Genomic DNA, 15,773 nt, shown 5'->3' with positions numbered 1-15,773 from the left:
CGGGTCCGGGTCGGCTGCCGAACCGGGGCACGTGGGCGTGGCGCCCCATCTCGACGGTCTCCCGGACCGTGAACTCGAACCCGAGGTGGGTGTCCTGCGGGACGCTGGCGATGCGGCGACTTGCGGCCTTCGACGGCAGGTCGTGGACCGCCTGCTCGTCCACGAGCACGGTACCCGCGTCGGGTTGACGATGCCGTTCATCGCGCGCAGCAGCGTCGACTTCCCGGCGCCGTTCGGGCCGACAACGGCGACGAGGCGGCCGTCCGCGACGTTCGCGCTCACCGCCTCCAGAATCCGGGTGCCGCCCAGTTCCACGTCGACGTCGCGGACGTCGAGGGTCACAGCGCGTGCACCTCCCGGTTCCGGAGCAGGTACAGGAAGAACGGCGCGCCGACGAACGCGGTGACGATGCCCACCGGAAGTTCGGCGGGGCCGGCGCGAGCGAACGTGTCCGCGGCCACCAGGAACGCGCCGCCCGCGAGCGCGGACGTCGGCAGGAGGACGCGGTGGTCGGGGCCGACGAGCAGGCGCATCACGTGCGGGACGATGAGGCCGACGAACCCGATGACGCCGGCGACGGAGACGGCAGCGGCAGTCACGACGCTCGAGACCGCCAGCAGCACGCGTTTCGTGCGTTCGACTTCGACGCCGAGCGTGTGTGCGTCCTCCTCGCCGGCCAGCAGGACGTTCAGGTCGCGGGCGTACGCCAGCAGGACGACGTTGCCGAGCACGACCACTGGCAAAGCGAGTTCGACGTCGTGCCAGCCGGCCGCGTTGAGGTTCCCCATCAGCCAGTACATGGCTTCTCGGATGCTGCGGCCGGAGTGCACGATGACGTAGGACGTGACCGCGCCGAGGAACGTCTGGACGGCCACGCCAGCCAGCAGGAGCGTCGCGACCGGCGTGCGACCGTTCTGCGTCGCGAGCAGGTAGACGCCGAACGCGGCTGCGAGCGCACCGGCGAACGCCGACACCTGGACGCCCATCGGCAGCAGCAGTGGGAACGCGATGGCGGTGACGGCGCCGACGGCGGCGCCCGAGGAGACGCCGATGATCGACGGGTCGGCCATCGGGTTCCGGAAGAACCCCTGCATGACGGCGCCGGCGATTGCCAGTCCCGCGCCGACCACGGCGCCGAGGACGATGCGGGGCAGCCGAATCTCGCCGACGATGTACTGCGCTTGTCCCGGGACCGGGAAGTCCAGTGGCGAGACGTACGCGATGTCGAAACTGAACCACGGGACTTCGGCGCCGAGCGGCAGCGGCATCGTGGAGGTGTAGAACGTGACTGCGGTGGGGACTGCGAGTTCGTCCAGAGCCGCGAGCGCGACACTCCCAGCGGAAATGTCCACCGGCCCGATGGTCGCGCTGGCGAGCATCACGGCGACGAGCACGCCGAACGTGCCGACCGTCCACGCGCTCGCTCGTGTGAACGCACGCATCTGTTAAACTCTAATTTCTTTAGCCAAATATTTATTGCCTTACGTCGTGCGTCTCGATATGCGACAGACAGCAATTGTACTTGGAATAGTTCTACTGGCCTTGTCCGCCGTCGCGCCCGCGGCGGGAGTCGCCGGCGCGACGCCCGGCGACGCGCCAGCGAACGCAGCGACTGCCCAGGACCTGGAGTGCTCGTTCCCTCTCACGGTGACTGACGCCAGCGGGCACGAGGTCACGGTCGACGACGAACCCGGACGCGTCGTCACGCTCAACCCGAGCGCCGCACAAACGATGTGGGAGATCGGCGCTCGCGACAAAGTCGTCGGCGTCTCGCAGTTCGCTGGGTTCCTCGAGGGCGCGGAATCTCGCGAAGTCGTGACCTCCGGGTTCCCGTCGACGGTGAACGCCGAGAAAGTCATCGACCTCGAACCCGACCTCGTGCTCGCGCCGAACACCATCGACAACGAGACCGTCACTCAGCTCCGCGACGCCGACGTCACGGTCTACCGCTTCGAGATGGCGACGTCCATCGAGAGCATTTACGAGAAGACGGAACTCATCGGCCAGCTCGCCGGCGAGTGTGACGGCGCCGAATCCACCGTCACCCAGATGCGGGACAGCGTCGAGACAGTCGAACAGGCGGTCGCCGACCAAGACGAGCCGAGCGTCTACTTCGACATGGGCGACCGCTACACGGCCGGGCCGAACACCTTCATCGGCCAGATCATCGACCGCGCCGGCGGCGCGAACATCGCGGCCAACGCGAACGCAACGGCACCCTATCCGCAGCTTTCAGCAGAGTTCATCGTCGAACAGGACCCCGATTTCGTCGTGGTGAACGTCCCGCCCGCACAACTCGGCAACGAGAGCCGCTCGTACATCCCCGAGGACTCGGTCGTCCGGAACACGACCGCCTGGGAGGAGGGGAACGTCGTCGTCGTGAACTCGAACCACATCAGTCAGCCCGCGCCCCGCGTCGTCGAACCGATGACGCAGATGGCGCAAGCGTTCCACCCAGACGCGTACGAACAGGCCAACACGACGACCACCGCGACCGAAGCGACGACTGAGGCACCCACGACCGAGTCGACCGGTGACGGGACAACCACAGTCGCGCAGACCACTACCGACCCCGGTGACACCGGGACGACGATCCCCGGCTTCGGCATCGGCACCGCGGTCGTCGCGCTGCTCGGCGCCGTGCTGTTCGCGCGTCGCTGACCCCCAGGCCGAACCACCTGCGCTTTCTACTCGGCTCCGATACCGTTTAACCGCGCGACCCGCTACGACGGGTATGGTCGAGAACGTCATCTGGCCCGCGTACCTGGACGCGACGCTGACGCGTCGCGAGGGCCGCCGCGTCCCCCAGTCGCTGGCCGTCGACGACCCGACACTCGACGAAGTCGCGACAGCCGTCCAGCAGGTCGGCTACGACGCCGTCGTCGAGCGAGACGTCGCGTACCCGCGCCGCAACTGGGAGGACTCCGGTCGCGTGCTCGTGAAGGACGCGGACGACGCCGGGAAGTCCGACCTCCTGCAGGCCGTCGCGGCCTACGTCGGGGCGCTGCGCGACTGATGGAGCGCGCCGGCGACGTCGTCCGTACCGCACAGAACGTCGCAGTCGTCCGCTGCGAGAGCGACGACCACCCCGACATCGGGGACAGCGTCGTCGACCAGAACCTCGACGTGGTCGGGCGCGTCGTCGACGTCTTCGGCCCCGTCGAACGGCCCTATCTCTCCGTGACGCCGGCGAGCGGCGTCCACTTGCCTGCACTGGTCGGCGAGACGCTGTACGTCCGATAGTCGCGGTGCGGCGGGCACGCGGCGAGTCGCAAAGCCAAAGCACGGGCAGCGCCACGAGCAGGGCATGAAGGATTCGCTGCGCGCCGTGGCCGTGCTCGGCGGCGTCGTCGCGCTGTTTGTCGTCGTCCAGTTCGGCGCGCTCGCGCTCCTCCAGCCGTTCGAGAGCGCGGGCCTGCAGTCCACCGAGGACCCGCAGAACCCCCTGAACAGCATCCTCTACGTCGCGCTCCTGCTGGTCGCTACGGGTGGCATCCTGCTGGTCATCAAGTACGACCAGCAGTGGATCCTCCGCGCGTTCATCCTCTTCACGAGCGGCTTCATCGCCTCGTACGTGTTCGCCGTCCTCTTCCCGCCGCTGCTCGTCGGGGGCGTGAACGCTGCGGCCTACGTGCCGGCGGTCGCGCTCGTCGTCGCGCTCTACGTCTACCCCGAGTGGTGGGTCATCGACGCCGCCGGCGCCATTCTCGGGATGGGCGCGGCGGCGCTGTTCGGCATCAGCTTCGGCATCCTGCCGGCAATTGTCCTCCTTGCCGTGCTGGCGGTCTACGACGCAATCAGCGTCTACGGCACCGAACACATGCTCACGCTGGCGTCAGGCGTGATGGAGCTCCGACTCCCCATCGTGCTCGTCGTGCCCGCGACGATGGGCTACTCGTTCCTGGAGGAGTCCGAGGGCGTCGCCGAGTCCGCCGAGGACGACGAGATGGACGAGGGTGAGGGACAGCGAGGCGCTTACTTCATCGGGCTCGGTGACGCCGTGATGCCGACCATTCTGGTGGCGAGCGCCGCGTTCTTCCTCGACGCGCCCTCGGTTCTGGGCGTCGAAATTCCCGCGTTGACCGCGATGGTCGGGACGCTCCTGGGCCTGCTGGTGTTGATGCGGATGGTGTTCGCGGGGCGCGCGCACGCCGGCCTCCCGCTGTTGAACGGCGGCGCTATCGCGGGATACCTCGTCGGGGCACTGGCTGTCGGCATCCCGCTCCTTGAGGCACTAGGCGTCGCACAGTACGTCTGAGACGAAGGCAACCGGCTGTTTCTGGGCGAACAGGTGGCGGCGAGGGCAACTGCACTGGCTGATCGCGGGACGTGGCGCCACACTATCGCTGACCGCCCCGCGACTGTGGTCAGGTCACAGGGGGCCTGGTTCCGGCCTCGTACTTCAACCCACGCCCGCAGAGAACTGATGTGTTGTGGGCTATTCGCCGGTGAGCGCTTCGCTGGCCGGCGCGAAGTCGATCGTCTGACCGAGCCCCTGTTCGCTGGCTCGCTCGTAGAGCATGTGCGCGGCTGCCGCGGTCTCGATGCCAGTCCCGCCGCTGTCGAAGACCGTCACGTCCTCGGGCGATTCTCGTCCGGGTGCGGTCTCCGCGACGACCGCCCCGAGTTCGGCGTGGACGTGGTCCTCGGTGATTGCGCCCGCTTCGAGCGCGTGCAGGAACGACCCCGCGTCCTGAGTCGCGCGCTCACGCAGGTCCGGGACGTACACGGCGCGCTCGACGGTGGAGGCGTCGAGTTCCCGCTTCCCGGGGGCGTACTGCCCCATCGCGGTGACGTGCGTGCCGTCGTCGAGGTCGTCGCCGTCGAACACCGGTTCGCTGGCGTTCGTCGCCGTAATCACCACGTCCGCCCCGGCGACAGCGTCGGTGCTGGACGGGACGGCAGTGACGTCGGCGTCGACGTATTCGTCCATCTGGTCGGCGAACGACGCCCGGTGGGCTGGCGTCCTGGAGTAGACTCGGACGGTGTCGAAGTCTCGGACAGTGGCGGTGGCCCTGAGCTGGCCGCGTGCCTGGGCGCCGCTCCCGATGACTGCGAGCGTGGTGGCGTCCTCGCGGGCGAGTGCGTCGACACCGACCGCGCCCGCCGCCCCCGTCTTGAAGGGGTTCATGCGAGCGCCGTCGATGATGGCGATCGGCTCCCCAGTCTCGGCGTCGAACAGTGGCGTCACGAACCACCCGTCCGCCTCACTGAAGCCGGCGCTGTACATGTATCCGCCCATCGCGCCCGTTTCCGGGAGGACCGCGGCGTAGGCGGTGAACATTCCCGGCGGGTCCTCGTTCAGGAGTTTCGTCCGCGGTTTCGCGGGTGCGCCCTCGCCGCGCTGTCGATAGGCATCGCGGACGGCGTCGACGTACGCGGCGGGGTCGGCGAGCCCGGCGACGTCGTCGTCTGAGAGGAACAGCGTCTCGGTCATGCGAACCGATTCGTGCGTCCGGCAGTTAAGCGCCGGGGGCGACGCCCGGTCGTGGCGTCAGTCCGCGGATTCGAGCGCGGCACTCGACCGACTGGTCGGCTCCGCAGCGGCGCTCGACGGGTCGTTGACGAACAGGCCGTGGGCAGTCAGCCCGGTCGCCACCAGTCCGCCGACCGTGAGCGCGAGCGTGAGACCGAGGCCCGCCGCGTAGAGCGTGCCACTGAGACCGAACAGGGACGCGGGAAGCAACACCAGGAGGAGGTCGTAGTACCCGGTCATAGGTCAGTCCGTACATTCGGAATCATCCAACTAATAGTTTACTACGGGTTCGAGGTATGTCCTGTATAAGTTATCGTGTGGTTCCCCTCGGGATCGCGATTCTGCGCGGCTGCCGGAGTAGACACGTCTTTAACCGTGTCAGTCGAGGATGTAACCGAACTCCGTGAATCGGAACGACCGCGCAATCGTCGGCCTCGTGGCGCTCGCGCACGCGATGGTCCACACGTACGAACTCTCCATCCCGATTCTGATCCCACTGTGGCTGGACGCCTTCCAGGTCGGCGAAGGCACGGTGGGCCTCGTGGTCGCCGCGGGCTACGCGCTGTTCGGCCTCGGCGCGCTCCCGGGCGGCATCCTCTCGGACTCGTTCGGGTCGCGTCGACTCATCGCTGGCTGTCTGTTCGGGATGGCGGCGTCGTTCTTCCTGCTGGCGGCGGCGCCGTCGATGGTCGTCGTCGCCGTCGCGCTCGCCCTCTGGGGGGTCGCAGCGAGCGTCTACCACCCGTCCGGCCTGTCGCTCATCTCGACCGGCGTCAGCAGGCGCGGTGACGCGTTCGCCCTCCACGGCATCGCGGGCAACGTCGGCACCGCGCTCGGCCCGCTGACGGTCGCCGTACTCCTGCTGGTCGCGGACTGGCGGGTCGTGACCGCACTGCTCGCCGTGCCCGCGGTCGTCGCAGGCGTCGTCGCCGTCCGCGTGCGCTTTGACGAGCACGCCGCCGTCGAAGCGACGGACGGCGGCGACTCGAGAGCGGGCGTGGACGTCTCGTCGCTCGAGGGCTTCCTCGCGGAATCGAAACGCCTGCTCGCCGGGTCGTTCGCCGCCGTGTTCCTCGTCGTGATGCTCAGCGGCCTCTACTACCGGGGCGTGCTCACCTTCCTCCCGAACCTGCTCTCGGAGCTCCCGGCGTTCACCCCCGTGGAGTTCGCGGGCCGCGAGATGGAGCCGTACCGGTACGCGTACGCCGGCCTGCTGATGGTCGGCGTTCTCGGCCAATACGTCGGCGGGAAACTCACCGAACTCGTCCCAGTGGAACGCGGCATCGCCGCGGCGTTCGCTGGCCTCGCCGTCCTCGCCGTCGCGTTCCTGCCCGCCGCCGACGCCGGCCTGCTGCCGCTGCTCGTCGTCGGCGCGCTGCTCGGGTTCGCGCTGTTCGTCATCCAGCCGCTGTACCAGGCGACTGTCGCCGTCTACACCCCAGCGGGCACGCGAGGCCTCTCGTACGGCTACACCTACCTGGGCGTGTTCGGCGTCGGTTCGGCCGGCGCGGCGCTCGCCGGCGGTATCCTCCAGTACGCGAACGCGGGCGCGCTGTTCGCCGTGCTCGCTGCGTTCGCTGTCACGGGCAGCGGCATCGCCGTCGTGCTCGCAGCCAGGTAGGCGCTACGAGCGGACGTCGACGACCACGAGGGTCGCGAACCGCGCCACGACGAGGAGAATCCCGCCGAACACGAGCGCGACCAGGAAGAACTGTGGGTCGGCGTTCCCCGGGAAGTACGCCGTCTCGCGCAGCAGTTGCCCGACGAAGTCGGCACCGAGCCAGGACGCCAGCGCGTACCCGACCGCCGCTCGCGTCGATTCCATGGTGCGTTCGTCGTAGCCGCCCGCGAACGGCGCGACGACGATCCAGCCCACCAGGAACGGGAGGAGGACGCCGGCATACCGGTTCGCCGTCAGCGAGCCGTGCGAGATGGTGCCCGCGAGCACGAACGCGAACACCGCCAGCAGGTCCCCTGGGAGGAACCGGACGACCGCGCGCGGGTCGGCGTCGTAGAGATTCATGCCCGCGTGTTCACGAGCGGGGGTTATGTTGCTCCCGGTTCCGCGCGACGCGTCAGTCGGTACCCGTCGTCGGCGCGACGCCGACCACGGTGTACCCGAAGCCGCGCTGGATGACGCGAGCGTCCAGCCCGGTGTCGGCGATTCGGGCTGCGAGCTCGTCCGGCGAGTCGAACGTAGAGCGCAGACCGAACAGGTGTTCGCCGGCGACCAGGAGCCGGCCGCGGACGGTCGTCGGGTCGAAGTCACGCACGACCAGAACCCCGCCCGGCTCCAGGACGCGAGCGGCCTCCGAGAGCGCCGCCTCCCGGTCGGGGGAGGTGGTGGAGCGCGTCGGTTATCACGACGGCGTCGACAGCGCTCTCGCGCAAGGGAACCTGGGCGGCGTCGCCCAGGACCGCCGGGAGTCCGTGGCCCCGTGCCTCTACGAGCATCCGATGGCTCGCGTCGACAACGACGACGTCTTTGCCCGCGGTCTCAGCGGTATCCTCGGCGAGCACGCGCGCTGCCCGGCCCGTTCCGCCGCCGAGGGTCGAGGACGCTCTCGACCGGGCGCTCGGCCGCAGCCAGTCCCGGCGCGAGGTCGCCACGGTCCGCTGCCGGGACGACGAGGTCGTACACCGGCGCGAACCACTCGAAGTACTGGACGTCGTTCACGCCGACACCGACAGCCCGCAGGCCTGCAACTCTTTGCCCCAGCGCGAGCCTGCGACGTTCAGGTCGAGCACGAGCGTACAACTCTTTGCCCTGGCCGCCCAACCCGTGAGCGTGCAGTACGCGGTCCTCGGCGGCCCCGACGACGGCCCGACCCTGAAACTGGACTGGCGGCGGTTCAGTTACGCCGGGAAGTTCGTGATGTCGAACACCGGGAAGGCCATCGCGTACGAGGGCACGCCGCTCGCTGAGCGCGACGACTGGCCGCCGGAAGCGCGGGACGCCGACGAGCCGACCACTGACGTCGTCGCGGCGGTGTCGTTCAACGACGACCGAACGGACGCTCGGACAGCGTGGCTCCGGTACGTCACCGTGCGGGACGGCCGCCGCGGGGACGGCGTCGGCGCCCACCTCTGCGCGTTCGCCGCCGACCGACTACTGGCGGACCACGACCGCGTGAAGATTGCGGTGAACAATCCCTTCGCGTACGAGGCACTCCACAAGGCCGGGTTCGGGTTCACCGGCGAAGAGACGGGCATCGCCGAGCTCGTGCTCCAGCGACCCGCCGAAGACCGGGAGGCGGCGTACCAGGCGGGCCTCGACAGGTACCGCGGGCGCGACCGGTCGGAGGAGGAAGCGGCGTTCCTGACCCGGAAAGCCGACGCGTCGCCGCCGCCGCGACTCGACGCGTGATTTTTCACGGCGGAGCGACGACGCTCACCCGTGACACTGCTGTCGACAGTCCTGTTCGTCGTCGGGGCGGTCCACCTCGCTGCCGCCGTCCCGATACTGCTCGCCCCCGGCCGCGTTCGGGACGCGTTGCCGCGGCGGTACGCCGAGGCCGTCGGTGGCCGCCGGGCCTGGCGCGGGTTCGGAGCGGGCGTGGCATCTATCGGGATCTCAACGGTGCTGATTGCGAGCGCGCTCGGCGCGTGAGTCAACGCTTACATCCCGGGGCCGCGTAGCGCCGACAATGGGTAACGCGGACCTGCGGACGCTCGCGGTCATCGAGGACGTCCCCTTCGAGGAACTGGAGGGCGACGCGGTGGCCGTCGACGCGCACAACTGGCTGTACAAGTACCTGACGACCACCGTTCAGTGGACGCGGGAGGACGTCTACACCACCAGCGGCGGCGTCGAGGTGGCGAACCTCGTCGGCATCGTCCAGGGGCTCCCGAAGTTCCTGGAGAACGACCTCACGCCCGTGTTCGTCTGGGACGGCGGCGTCACCGAACTCAAAGACGAGGAGATCGAACAGCGCCGCGAGCAACGCGAGCGCTACGAGGCGGAACTCGAGGAAGCCAGGGAAGCGGGCGAGGCCGTCGAAGCGGCGCGCCTCGAAGCCCGCACGCAGCGACTCACCGACACCATCCACGAGACCTCGCGCGACCTCCTGGACCACCTTGGCGTCCCGCAAGTGGAGGCGCCCGCGGAAGGCGAAGCACAGGCAGCGCACATGGCGCGCGTGGACGACGACATCGACTACGCGGGCAGCGACGACTACGACTGCCTGCTGCTCGGCGCGCCCGTGACGCTCCGCCAGCTCACGAGCAAGGGCGCCCCTGAGCGGATGGACTTCGACGCGACCCTGCAGAAACACGACCTGACGTGGGAGCAACTCGTCGACGTCGGCATCCTCTGCGGGACCGACTTCAACGACGGACTCACCGGCTACGGCCCGAAGACCGCGCTGTCGGCGATCCACGAGCACGGCGACCTCTGGGGCGTGCTGGACGCTGAGGGCGAGCACGTCGAGTTCGCAGACCGCATCCGCGAACTGTTCTTGAACCCGGACGTCACCGACGACTACGACGTCCGTCTCGAGGTCTCGCCGGACCTCGGCGCCGCTCGCGAGTTCGTCGTCGACGAATGGGAGGTCGACGCCGAGGAGGTCGAGCGCGGGTTCTCCCGCATCGAGGAAGCGGTCACGCAGACCGGCCTCGACCAGTGGACGTGAGTCGCTCGCCGGCCGTCCTCACGCCAACACGAGGCCGCCCAGGGTGAGAGCGCCGGCGAACACGAGCGCGAGCCCGAGAACCTGGGTGAGCGCGACCCGCCACGACTTGACTTCGACGTCCCCGCGGGTCCCGATGAGGTCGAAGAACAACTCGACGCGTTCGACGACGCGCGGCGCAGCCATCGCGGGCAGCCCCAATGCGAGCAGTGCGAGGCCTGCACCGACAGCACTCGCTCCGAGATAGACCGGACGGACGGCCGGGACGACGAGGAGCACGGCGACCGCGGCGACAGCGGCGTCGATGCGTCGCGACTCGGTCTCGAGGACTGTCCTGAGGCCGCCGCGCCAGACGTACGCCGACCACACGACGGTGACGACGACGACGGCGAGGTAGACCGCGCTAGCAGGAATCATCGCGTCGACGGCAACGCGTTTCGCGTCCACGATACTGGCTGGTGCGAGCGTGCGGCCGGCCAGGGACTGTTCCACGACGGCTGTGCGGCCGACGTAGCGTAGCGCGGCCGGCGCGAGACCGACGCCGACGACCGCCAGCACGTCTGTCAGCGCGACGCGGTCGCTCGGGTCGTCGTGGCTCTTCCCACCCATCACGACCGCGAACAGGCCGCTAGCCGCCAGCCAGACGGCCGGCGGCGCGAGCAACGCTAGCGGGACCAGACCGCCTGCCGCATTCCCCGCGACCGCCGAGAACTGCCGAGTCACCGTCTCTGGTTCGGTCTCACAGGCGTCCTGGTACCGCTCGAACGAGCTCCCGGGCTCCGCTTGCTCGCAGATCCAGTCGGGGGGCCTGTGCTGGTTCTCGACGTCCGTTCCGCCGGTCGTGGCGGTCGCGACTGCGGTTGCGGCCTGCGAGACGAGCACGGCGTTCAGCAGGCAGAGCGCGAGCACGACGACTGCGGCCGAGCGCAGCGAGAGCCACTCGCGGAACCCCTGCTCGGGGTGGACGAACCACCGCACGACAGTCCGTGGGGACCAATCCATGGCTGGTGCGTCGACCGCGCCCGAAAAAACGTCACCGGTAGCGGTGGACGGGGACTCGGGTTCGGGAAGCTCCGCGGACCCGTTCGTGACCCACGGGCTTTTCTCGCCGGCACCCCGAGAACGTGGTATGGACCTGGAGTTCGAGGAGATCGAGGCCCTCATCGAGGACGCGATTCCGGACGCCGAGGCGACGGTGACGCGGATGCGCGGCGAACACGACGACGACCACCTCGCGGCCACGGTCGTCTCGCCCGCGTTCGAGGGGGAGCGACTTGTCCAGCAACACGAGATGGTGTACGACGCGCTCGACGAGCACATGACCGAGGAGATTCACGCGCTGGACCTGTCGACGTACACGCCCGCGGAGTACGAGGAGCGCGCGAACTGACTGCGGGACGGGGGTTCGGCAGCGGTACGCGGATGCGATAGGGATTAGTGTCGCGTCCGCGAAGCACTCACTCGAATATGAGTACTGGTTCCGAAACCCTCGCTGCCGAGTACCTCCCGAAACTCCGGCGGAACCTCGACGACGTCGTCCTGGACTTCTGGCTGCCGCGGTGTCTCGACGACGAACACGGCGGGTACATCCTGAGTTTCGACCGCACGGGCGAGTTCGCCGGCAACGACGAGAAGATGATCGTGACGCAGTCGCGGATGCTGTGGCTGTTCTCGCGGCTCACCCGCTCGGACGCGGTCGACGGCGATTACCTCGCGCAAGCCGAACTGGGCTACGACTTCCTCCGCGAGGAGATGTACGACGACGACCACGGCGGCTTCTACTGGTCGGTCTCCCGCTCGGGCGACGTCGAGAAACCTCGCAAGCACCTCTACGGGCAGTCGTTCGCGCTCTACGGCCTCTCCGAGTACTATCGGGCGACGGGCGACGAGGGCGCCCGCGACCTCGCCGTGGACCTCTTCGAGACCATCGACGACGCCGCGAAGGACCACGAGCACGGTGGCTACCGGGAGTACTTCGAACCGGACTGGACGCAGGTCACGGAGGGGACGACCTACCTGGAGAGCATCGAGCCGGACTGGTCGCCCAAGGAGTCCGGCGAGAGCGTCCTCGACCCGACGCTGAAGCTGATGAACACGCACCTCCACCTCATGGAGGCGTTCACGACGTTCTACCGCGCGACCGGCCACGAGACGGCTCGCGAGCGCCTCCACGAACTGCTGGACGTGCTCACGAACACGGTCGTCCGGAAGGAGCTGACCGCGTGCACTGACAAGTACGACCCCGACTGGACGCCCCGCCTGGACGACGAGGACTTCCGCGTGGTCTCGTACGGCCACGACCTGGAGAACGTCTGGCTGACGATGGAGGCCGCGGACGCGCTCGACGTCTCGACGCGCCTGTTCGCGGACCTCCACGAGCGGTTGTTCGAGTTCTCACTCGAACGCGGCTACGACCACGACCACGGGGGGTTCTACTTCTTCGGGCCGCTGGACGGCGACGCGACGAACCGCATCAAGGCGTGGTGGGTGCAGGCCGAGTGCATGACCAGCGCGCTCCGCATGTACGAGTCGACCGGCGACGACACCTACCGCGACGTCTTCGCGGACACGTACGATTTCATCGAGGAGTACCACGTGGACGAAGCCCACGGCGAGTGGCACTCCGGCGTGACCGACGACCGCGAGCCCGTCGGCCGGAAGGGCGCGGAGTACAAGGGCGCGTACCACAACGGCCGCGCGCTCCTGGAGTGCATCGAGACGCTGGAATCGATGGCCGGTTAGAGCAGGCCGGCCGCGGTCAGCGCCTGGACGCCGATTGCGAGCACGCCGAGGCCGACGACGACGCCAGTCACGAACTGCACGTAGTGCTTGCGGACCACGCTCGATTCAGTTCCCTCGCTGACGAGCAAGCGCTCACCGTCCATCGCGCCAACCGTCGCGTCAACGGGGCTGCCCCACTCCTCGGGCTGACTCTGGACCGCCGCGCCGGCGACGTGCACCGGCTCGCCGGGGTCGAGTCGCACCTCGCTGTACCGGACAGCCTCCTCCTCCCGGTCCCAGGTCGCCGGTTCGCAGTCGAATTCCACGCCCGCGTCGTCGAGCGCGGCGAGTCGCTCCCTGACGGCTTCGGAGAGCGTCTCGCCCTCGCCGACCGTCAGCACCGTCTCGCCCATGTGACCGTCGTCGACCTCGAAGTCCGCGTCAGTCGGGTCGACGACGACGCGCCCCCCGCCCTCCCGGACGACGAACCGCCGCCGGACGTCGTCGCGCTCCACCAGCCCCCACGACGGCTCGGTGTTGCTGGGTCGGCGCGGTTCCTCCCCGCCCAGTACCTCGACGCCGTCCACGTCCGTCCGGTGACGGGACTTCGCCTCCATCCAGACGTCACAGTACAGCGATTCCTCGCCGGAGAACGGCGCTTCGAACGCGCCGTCGTCGGTCGTGGCTTCCGCCGTCCCGTCGAACTCGACGGGCGGGTCAGCTTTCGGAACCTCCCGGACCGGGACGACGTCGTTGCGGTGCAGGGACACCGCTGTGAACAGGCTCTTGACGCCCGCGACGACGAGCAGACCGCCGAACAGACTGAACACCGCGCCCACGACGACTGACATGTAGCCGGCGAGTGGCAACGACGCGACAAAAACGTTTGCCCGGTGGTGCGCTCACGCGGCTACTTCGAACAGACGCCTCCCGTGGAGTCACTTCAGGCGCCGTCGTCCGCGCCGTCCGTATCGTTCGTGTCGGTTGCGTCGTCCGTATTCGCTGCCGTGACCGACGGGAGCGCTCGACTGACGGCGCGACTCCAGAATCCGACGACGACCAGTTCGGCGTAGAACGCGACGAAGAACCCGATGGCGTACGCCGTGGTCGCGCGCGCGACTACGAGGAGGAGCCCGCCGGCGACCAGGCCGACCAGGACGTCGTAGAAGTACGCGCCGTCGCTGGCCGCTCGCAGGAGGACCTCGTGGTCGAACGCCCCGCGAATCCGGCCGCGCGCGAGGTAGTTCGCCAGCGCGGCGGGCAGCAGGTAGAGGAAAACCACCGCGAGCAGCAGCGAGGCCGTCGACCCGGCGACGAACCCGACGGACGTGCCCACGCTGATATTCTGGGGGTCGATGGACGTCTGCGAGAGCCCAGCGACCGTCACGAGCAGCGTCACGGCAGCGGGCAGGAGGTACGCGACGACGACGACAGCGCCGCCGACCCCCGCCCGCGTCGTCGCGAGCACGTCCCGGAACGGCGGCAGCGCGTCGTATCGCTGTCGGTCCGCCCGTCGGCTGGTCTCCCGGAAGACGACCAGCAGGTAGCCGAGGACGACAATCAGGGGGAGCACTGGCACGTACACCGCGAGGAGGTGGAGGCCGCCGCCGATCAAGACGGTGTCCACGCCGCGCTCGCCGCGGAGCGGATACCTGAACGGCGCCGGGAGCATCACTGTTCGAGTGACTCTGTTGGCGGTGCAAGTGCGTTCCGGGACACAGCCGCGAGGACCGAGCGCGGCCTTCCAGTGGCGCGTCGGGCGGGGAGACGCACAGAGATGAGAGGCCGGTACCGCCGGGAGTTCAGAGCACGAGGTCGACGCCCTCGGCCGTGTCCAGCGAGCGGTTCAGGACGGCCTCGCCGGAGCCTGCGTCGAAGACGTGGATCGCTTCCGGCGGGAACCGGACGACGACGGAGTCGCCCGCGTCGACCTGGCGGAGACCGCCGATGGTCGCCGTGAACGTGTCCGGCGTCTCGTGGTCGTCGTCGAACGTCATGTGGACGTAGTTCTCGTCGCCCTTCGGTTCGACGACGTCCACGGTGACCGCGTACGTGTGGCCGTCGGCCGTGTCCGCGCCGACTTCGACGTCCTCCGGCCGGATGCCGAAGACGACGTCCTCGCGTGCGCCGATGGCGTCGCGGTGGCGCTGCGAGAGGTCGTACTCGAAGTCGTCAGTGACCAGCGTGGCGCCGTCCACGCGCGCCTCGAACGTGTTCATCGACGGCTCCCCGATGAAGCCGGCGACGAAGAGGTTCGCGGGCTCGTGGTAGCACTCCAGCGGCGTGCCGACCTGCTGGAGTTCGCCGTCGTCGAGGATGGCGATGCGGTCGCCCATCGTCATCGCCTCCGTCTGGTCGTGGGTGACGTAGATGGTCGTCACGCCGAGGTCCTCCTGGATGCGCTGGAGTTCCGTGCGCATCTGCGCGCGGAGCTTCGCGTCCAGGTTCGCGAGCGGCTCGTCCATCAGGAAGGCCTCGGGGTTCCGGACGATGGCGCGGCCGAGCGCGACGCGCTGCTGCTGGCCGCCCGAGAGCTCCCCGGGCTTGCGGTCCAGCAGGTCGGCGATGCCCATCATCTCGGCGGCCTCAGTGACGCGGTCGTCGATCTCGTCGTCAGAGAGCTGCGTGGACTCCTCGAGGCCGAACGCCATGTTCCCGCGGACGGTCATGTGCGGGTACAGCGCGTACGACTGGAACACCATCGCGGTGTTGCGGTCCTGCGGGCGCTTGTCGTTGATGACGTCGCCGCCGAGCCGGATTTCGCCGTCGGTGATCGATTCCAGTCCGGCGATGGTCCGCAGCGTCGTGGACTTCCCACAGCCGGAGGGACCGACGAGCACGAGGAACTCGCCGTCCGCAATGTCGATGGATACGTCGTCGACTGCGACGATCTCGTCGCCCCCGTCGTCGAACGTCTTGGTGATGTGGTCGAGTGTTAGTTCAGCCAT

The 15,773-nt window shown here is 68.8% G+C and carries 18 protein-coding genes and 2 pseudogenes; 10 read left to right on the top strand and 10 right to left on the bottom strand.

From position 1 onward, the window contains the following. A pseudogene (locus GRX66_RS01735) lies at nt 1–342 on the bottom strand (ATP-binding cassette domain-containing protein); the annotation flags it as partial. Next, nucleotides 339–1,442, bottom strand: a complete 1,104-nt coding sequence (gene btuC, locus GRX66_RS01730; protein WP_159524974.1) for a vitamin B12 ABC transporter permease BtuC — start codon at nt 1,440–1,442, stop codon at nt 339–341. The gene btuC and the pseudogene GRX66_RS01735, both read right to left, overlap by 4 nt. Nucleotides 1,443–1,500: 58 nt before the next feature. Between btuC and GRX66_RS01725 the strand changes: the two genes are divergently transcribed. From GRX66_RS01725 to GRX66_RS01710, 4 genes are all read left to right on the top strand, one after another. After that, nucleotides 1,501–2,661: a PGF-CTERM-anchored ABC transporter substrate-binding protein gene (locus GRX66_RS01725; protein ID WP_159524973.1), complete on the top strand. Its 1,161-nt coding sequence runs from the start codon at nt 1,501–1,503 to the stop codon at nt 2,659–2,661. 73 nt (nt 2,662–2,734) lie between these two features. After that, the gene (srp19, locus tag GRX66_RS01720) at nt 2,735–3,016 is read left to right on the top strand and encodes a signal recognition particle subunit SRP19 (RefSeq protein ID WP_159524972.1); all 282 of its coding nucleotides are present in this window, start codon (nt 2,735–2,737) and stop codon (nt 3,014–3,016) included. Continuing rightward, entirely contained in the window at nt 3,016–3,243 is a 228-nt protein-coding gene (locus tag GRX66_RS01715; protein WP_159524971.1) for an H/ACA ribonucleoprotein complex subunit GAR1, read from the top strand. The genes srp19 and GRX66_RS01715 overlap by 1 nt, the downstream gene beginning before the upstream one ends. Before the next feature lie 64 nt (nt 3,244–3,307). After that, nucleotides 3,308–4,258: a presenilin family intramembrane aspartyl protease PSH gene (locus GRX66_RS01710; RefSeq protein ID WP_159524970.1), complete on the top strand. Its 951-nt coding sequence runs from the start codon at nt 3,308–3,310 to the stop codon at nt 4,256–4,258. A 180-nt stretch (nt 4,259–4,438) separates the two neighbouring features. Here GRX66_RS01710 and GRX66_RS01705 read toward each other — a convergent pair whose 3' ends face one another. After that, a complete protein-coding gene (locus GRX66_RS01705; RefSeq protein WP_159524969.1) occupies nt 4,439–5,437 on the bottom strand; it encodes an ornithine cyclodeaminase family protein in 999 nt (332 codons plus the stop codon). Between the two features lie 57 nt (nt 5,438–5,494). Next, nucleotides 5,495–5,716, bottom strand: coding sequence for a hypothetical protein (locus GRX66_RS01700; protein WP_159524968.1), 222 nt, complete (start codon nt 5,714–5,716; stop codon nt 5,495–5,497). Between the two features lie 163 nt (nt 5,717–5,879). Here GRX66_RS01700 and GRX66_RS01695 point away from each other — a divergent pair, with 163 nt between their 5' ends. Further along, nucleotides 5,880–7,097 (top strand): MFS transporter, encoded by a 1,218-nt coding sequence (locus GRX66_RS01695; RefSeq protein WP_325063908.1) that lies wholly within the window; start codon nt 5,880–5,882, stop codon nt 7,095–7,097. A 3-nt stretch (nt 7,098–7,100) separates the two neighbouring features. Here the strand turns inward: GRX66_RS01695 and GRX66_RS01690 are convergent, their stop codons facing one another. Together GRX66_RS01690 and GRX66_RS20675 are read right to left on the bottom strand one after the other, a co-directional pair. Further along, the gene (locus tag GRX66_RS01690; RefSeq protein WP_159524967.1) at nt 7,101–7,499 is read right to left on the bottom strand and encodes a DUF3054 domain-containing protein; all 399 of its coding nucleotides are present in this window, start codon (nt 7,497–7,499) and stop codon (nt 7,101–7,103) included. A 52-nt stretch (nt 7,500–7,551) separates the two neighbouring features. Then, nucleotides 7,552–8,174 (bottom strand): annotated as a pseudogene (locus GRX66_RS20675) (class I SAM-dependent methyltransferase). Between the two features lie 90 nt (nt 8,175–8,264). Here GRX66_RS20675 and GRX66_RS01680 point away from each other — a divergent pair. The 3 genes from GRX66_RS01680 to fen are packed head-to-tail and all read left to right on the top strand — an operon-like array spanning nt 8,265 to nt 10,107. Then, nucleotides 8,265–8,843 carry a GNAT family N-acetyltransferase gene (locus GRX66_RS01680; protein WP_325063909.1) on the top strand — a complete coding sequence of 193 codons (579 nt, stop codon included), beginning with the start codon at nt 8,265–8,267 and terminating at the stop codon, nt 8,841–8,843. Nucleotides 8,844–8,873: 30 nt separating this feature from the next. Next, the gene (locus GRX66_RS01675) at nt 8,874–9,086 is read left to right on the top strand and encodes a hypothetical protein (protein ID WP_159524966.1); all 213 of its coding nucleotides are present in this window, start codon (nt 8,874–8,876) and stop codon (nt 9,084–9,086) included. Nucleotides 9,087–9,123: 37 nt separating this feature from the next. Beyond that, complete coding sequence (gene fen, locus GRX66_RS01670) at nt 9,124–10,107, top strand: flap endonuclease-1 (RefSeq protein ID WP_159524965.1); 984 nt, start codon at nt 9,124–9,126, stop codon at nt 10,105–10,107. Between the two features lie 18 nt (nt 10,108–10,125). On the opposite strand, the gene GRX66_RS01665 is transcribed toward fen, so the two are convergent. Continuing rightward, nucleotides 10,126–11,106, bottom strand: a complete 981-nt coding sequence (locus GRX66_RS01665) for a YIP1 family protein (RefSeq protein ID WP_159524964.1) — start codon at nt 11,104–11,106, stop codon at nt 10,126–10,128. 127 nt (nt 11,107–11,233) lie between these two features. Here GRX66_RS01665 and GRX66_RS01660 point away from each other — a divergent pair, with 127 nt between their 5' ends. Beyond that, nucleotides 11,234–11,494, top strand: a complete 261-nt coding sequence (locus GRX66_RS01660) for a BolA family protein (RefSeq protein ID WP_394351503.1) — start codon at nt 11,234–11,236, stop codon at nt 11,492–11,494. Nucleotides 11,495–11,571: 77 nt separating this feature from the next. Further along, the gene (locus tag GRX66_RS01655) at nt 11,572–12,846 is read left to right on the top strand and encodes an AGE family epimerase/isomerase (protein WP_159524963.1); all 1,275 of its coding nucleotides are present in this window, start codon (nt 11,572–11,574) and stop codon (nt 12,844–12,846) included. Here the strand turns inward: GRX66_RS01655 and GRX66_RS01650 are convergent. The 3 genes from GRX66_RS01650 to GRX66_RS01640 all read right to left on the bottom strand — a co-directional run bounded on the left by GRX66_RS01650 (nt 12,843) and on the right by GRX66_RS01640 (nt 15,773). Continuing rightward, the gene (locus tag GRX66_RS01650; protein WP_159524962.1) at nt 12,843–13,676 is read right to left on the bottom strand and encodes a hypothetical protein; all 834 of its coding nucleotides are present in this window, start codon (nt 13,674–13,676) and stop codon (nt 12,843–12,845) included. The two genes, GRX66_RS01655 and GRX66_RS01650, sit on opposite strands and share 4 nt — an antisense overlap. A 92-nt stretch (nt 13,677–13,768) precedes the next feature. After that, nucleotides 13,769–14,497 (bottom strand): DUF4013 domain-containing protein, encoded by a 729-nt coding sequence (locus tag GRX66_RS01645; protein WP_233745236.1) that lies wholly within the window; start codon nt 14,495–14,497, stop codon nt 13,769–13,771. 130 nt (nt 14,498–14,627) lie between these two features. Beyond that, a complete protein-coding gene (locus GRX66_RS01640) occupies nt 14,628–15,773 on the bottom strand; it encodes an ABC transporter ATP-binding protein (RefSeq protein ID WP_159524960.1) in 1,146 nt (381 codons plus the stop codon).

Source organism: Halobacterium bonnevillei (assembly GCF_009831555.1).
Classification (GTDB): domain Archaea; phylum Halobacteriota; class Halobacteria; order Halobacteriales; family Halobacteriaceae; genus Halobacterium; species Halobacterium bonnevillei.
This window is presented reverse-complemented; position numbering and strand designations above follow the sequence as displayed.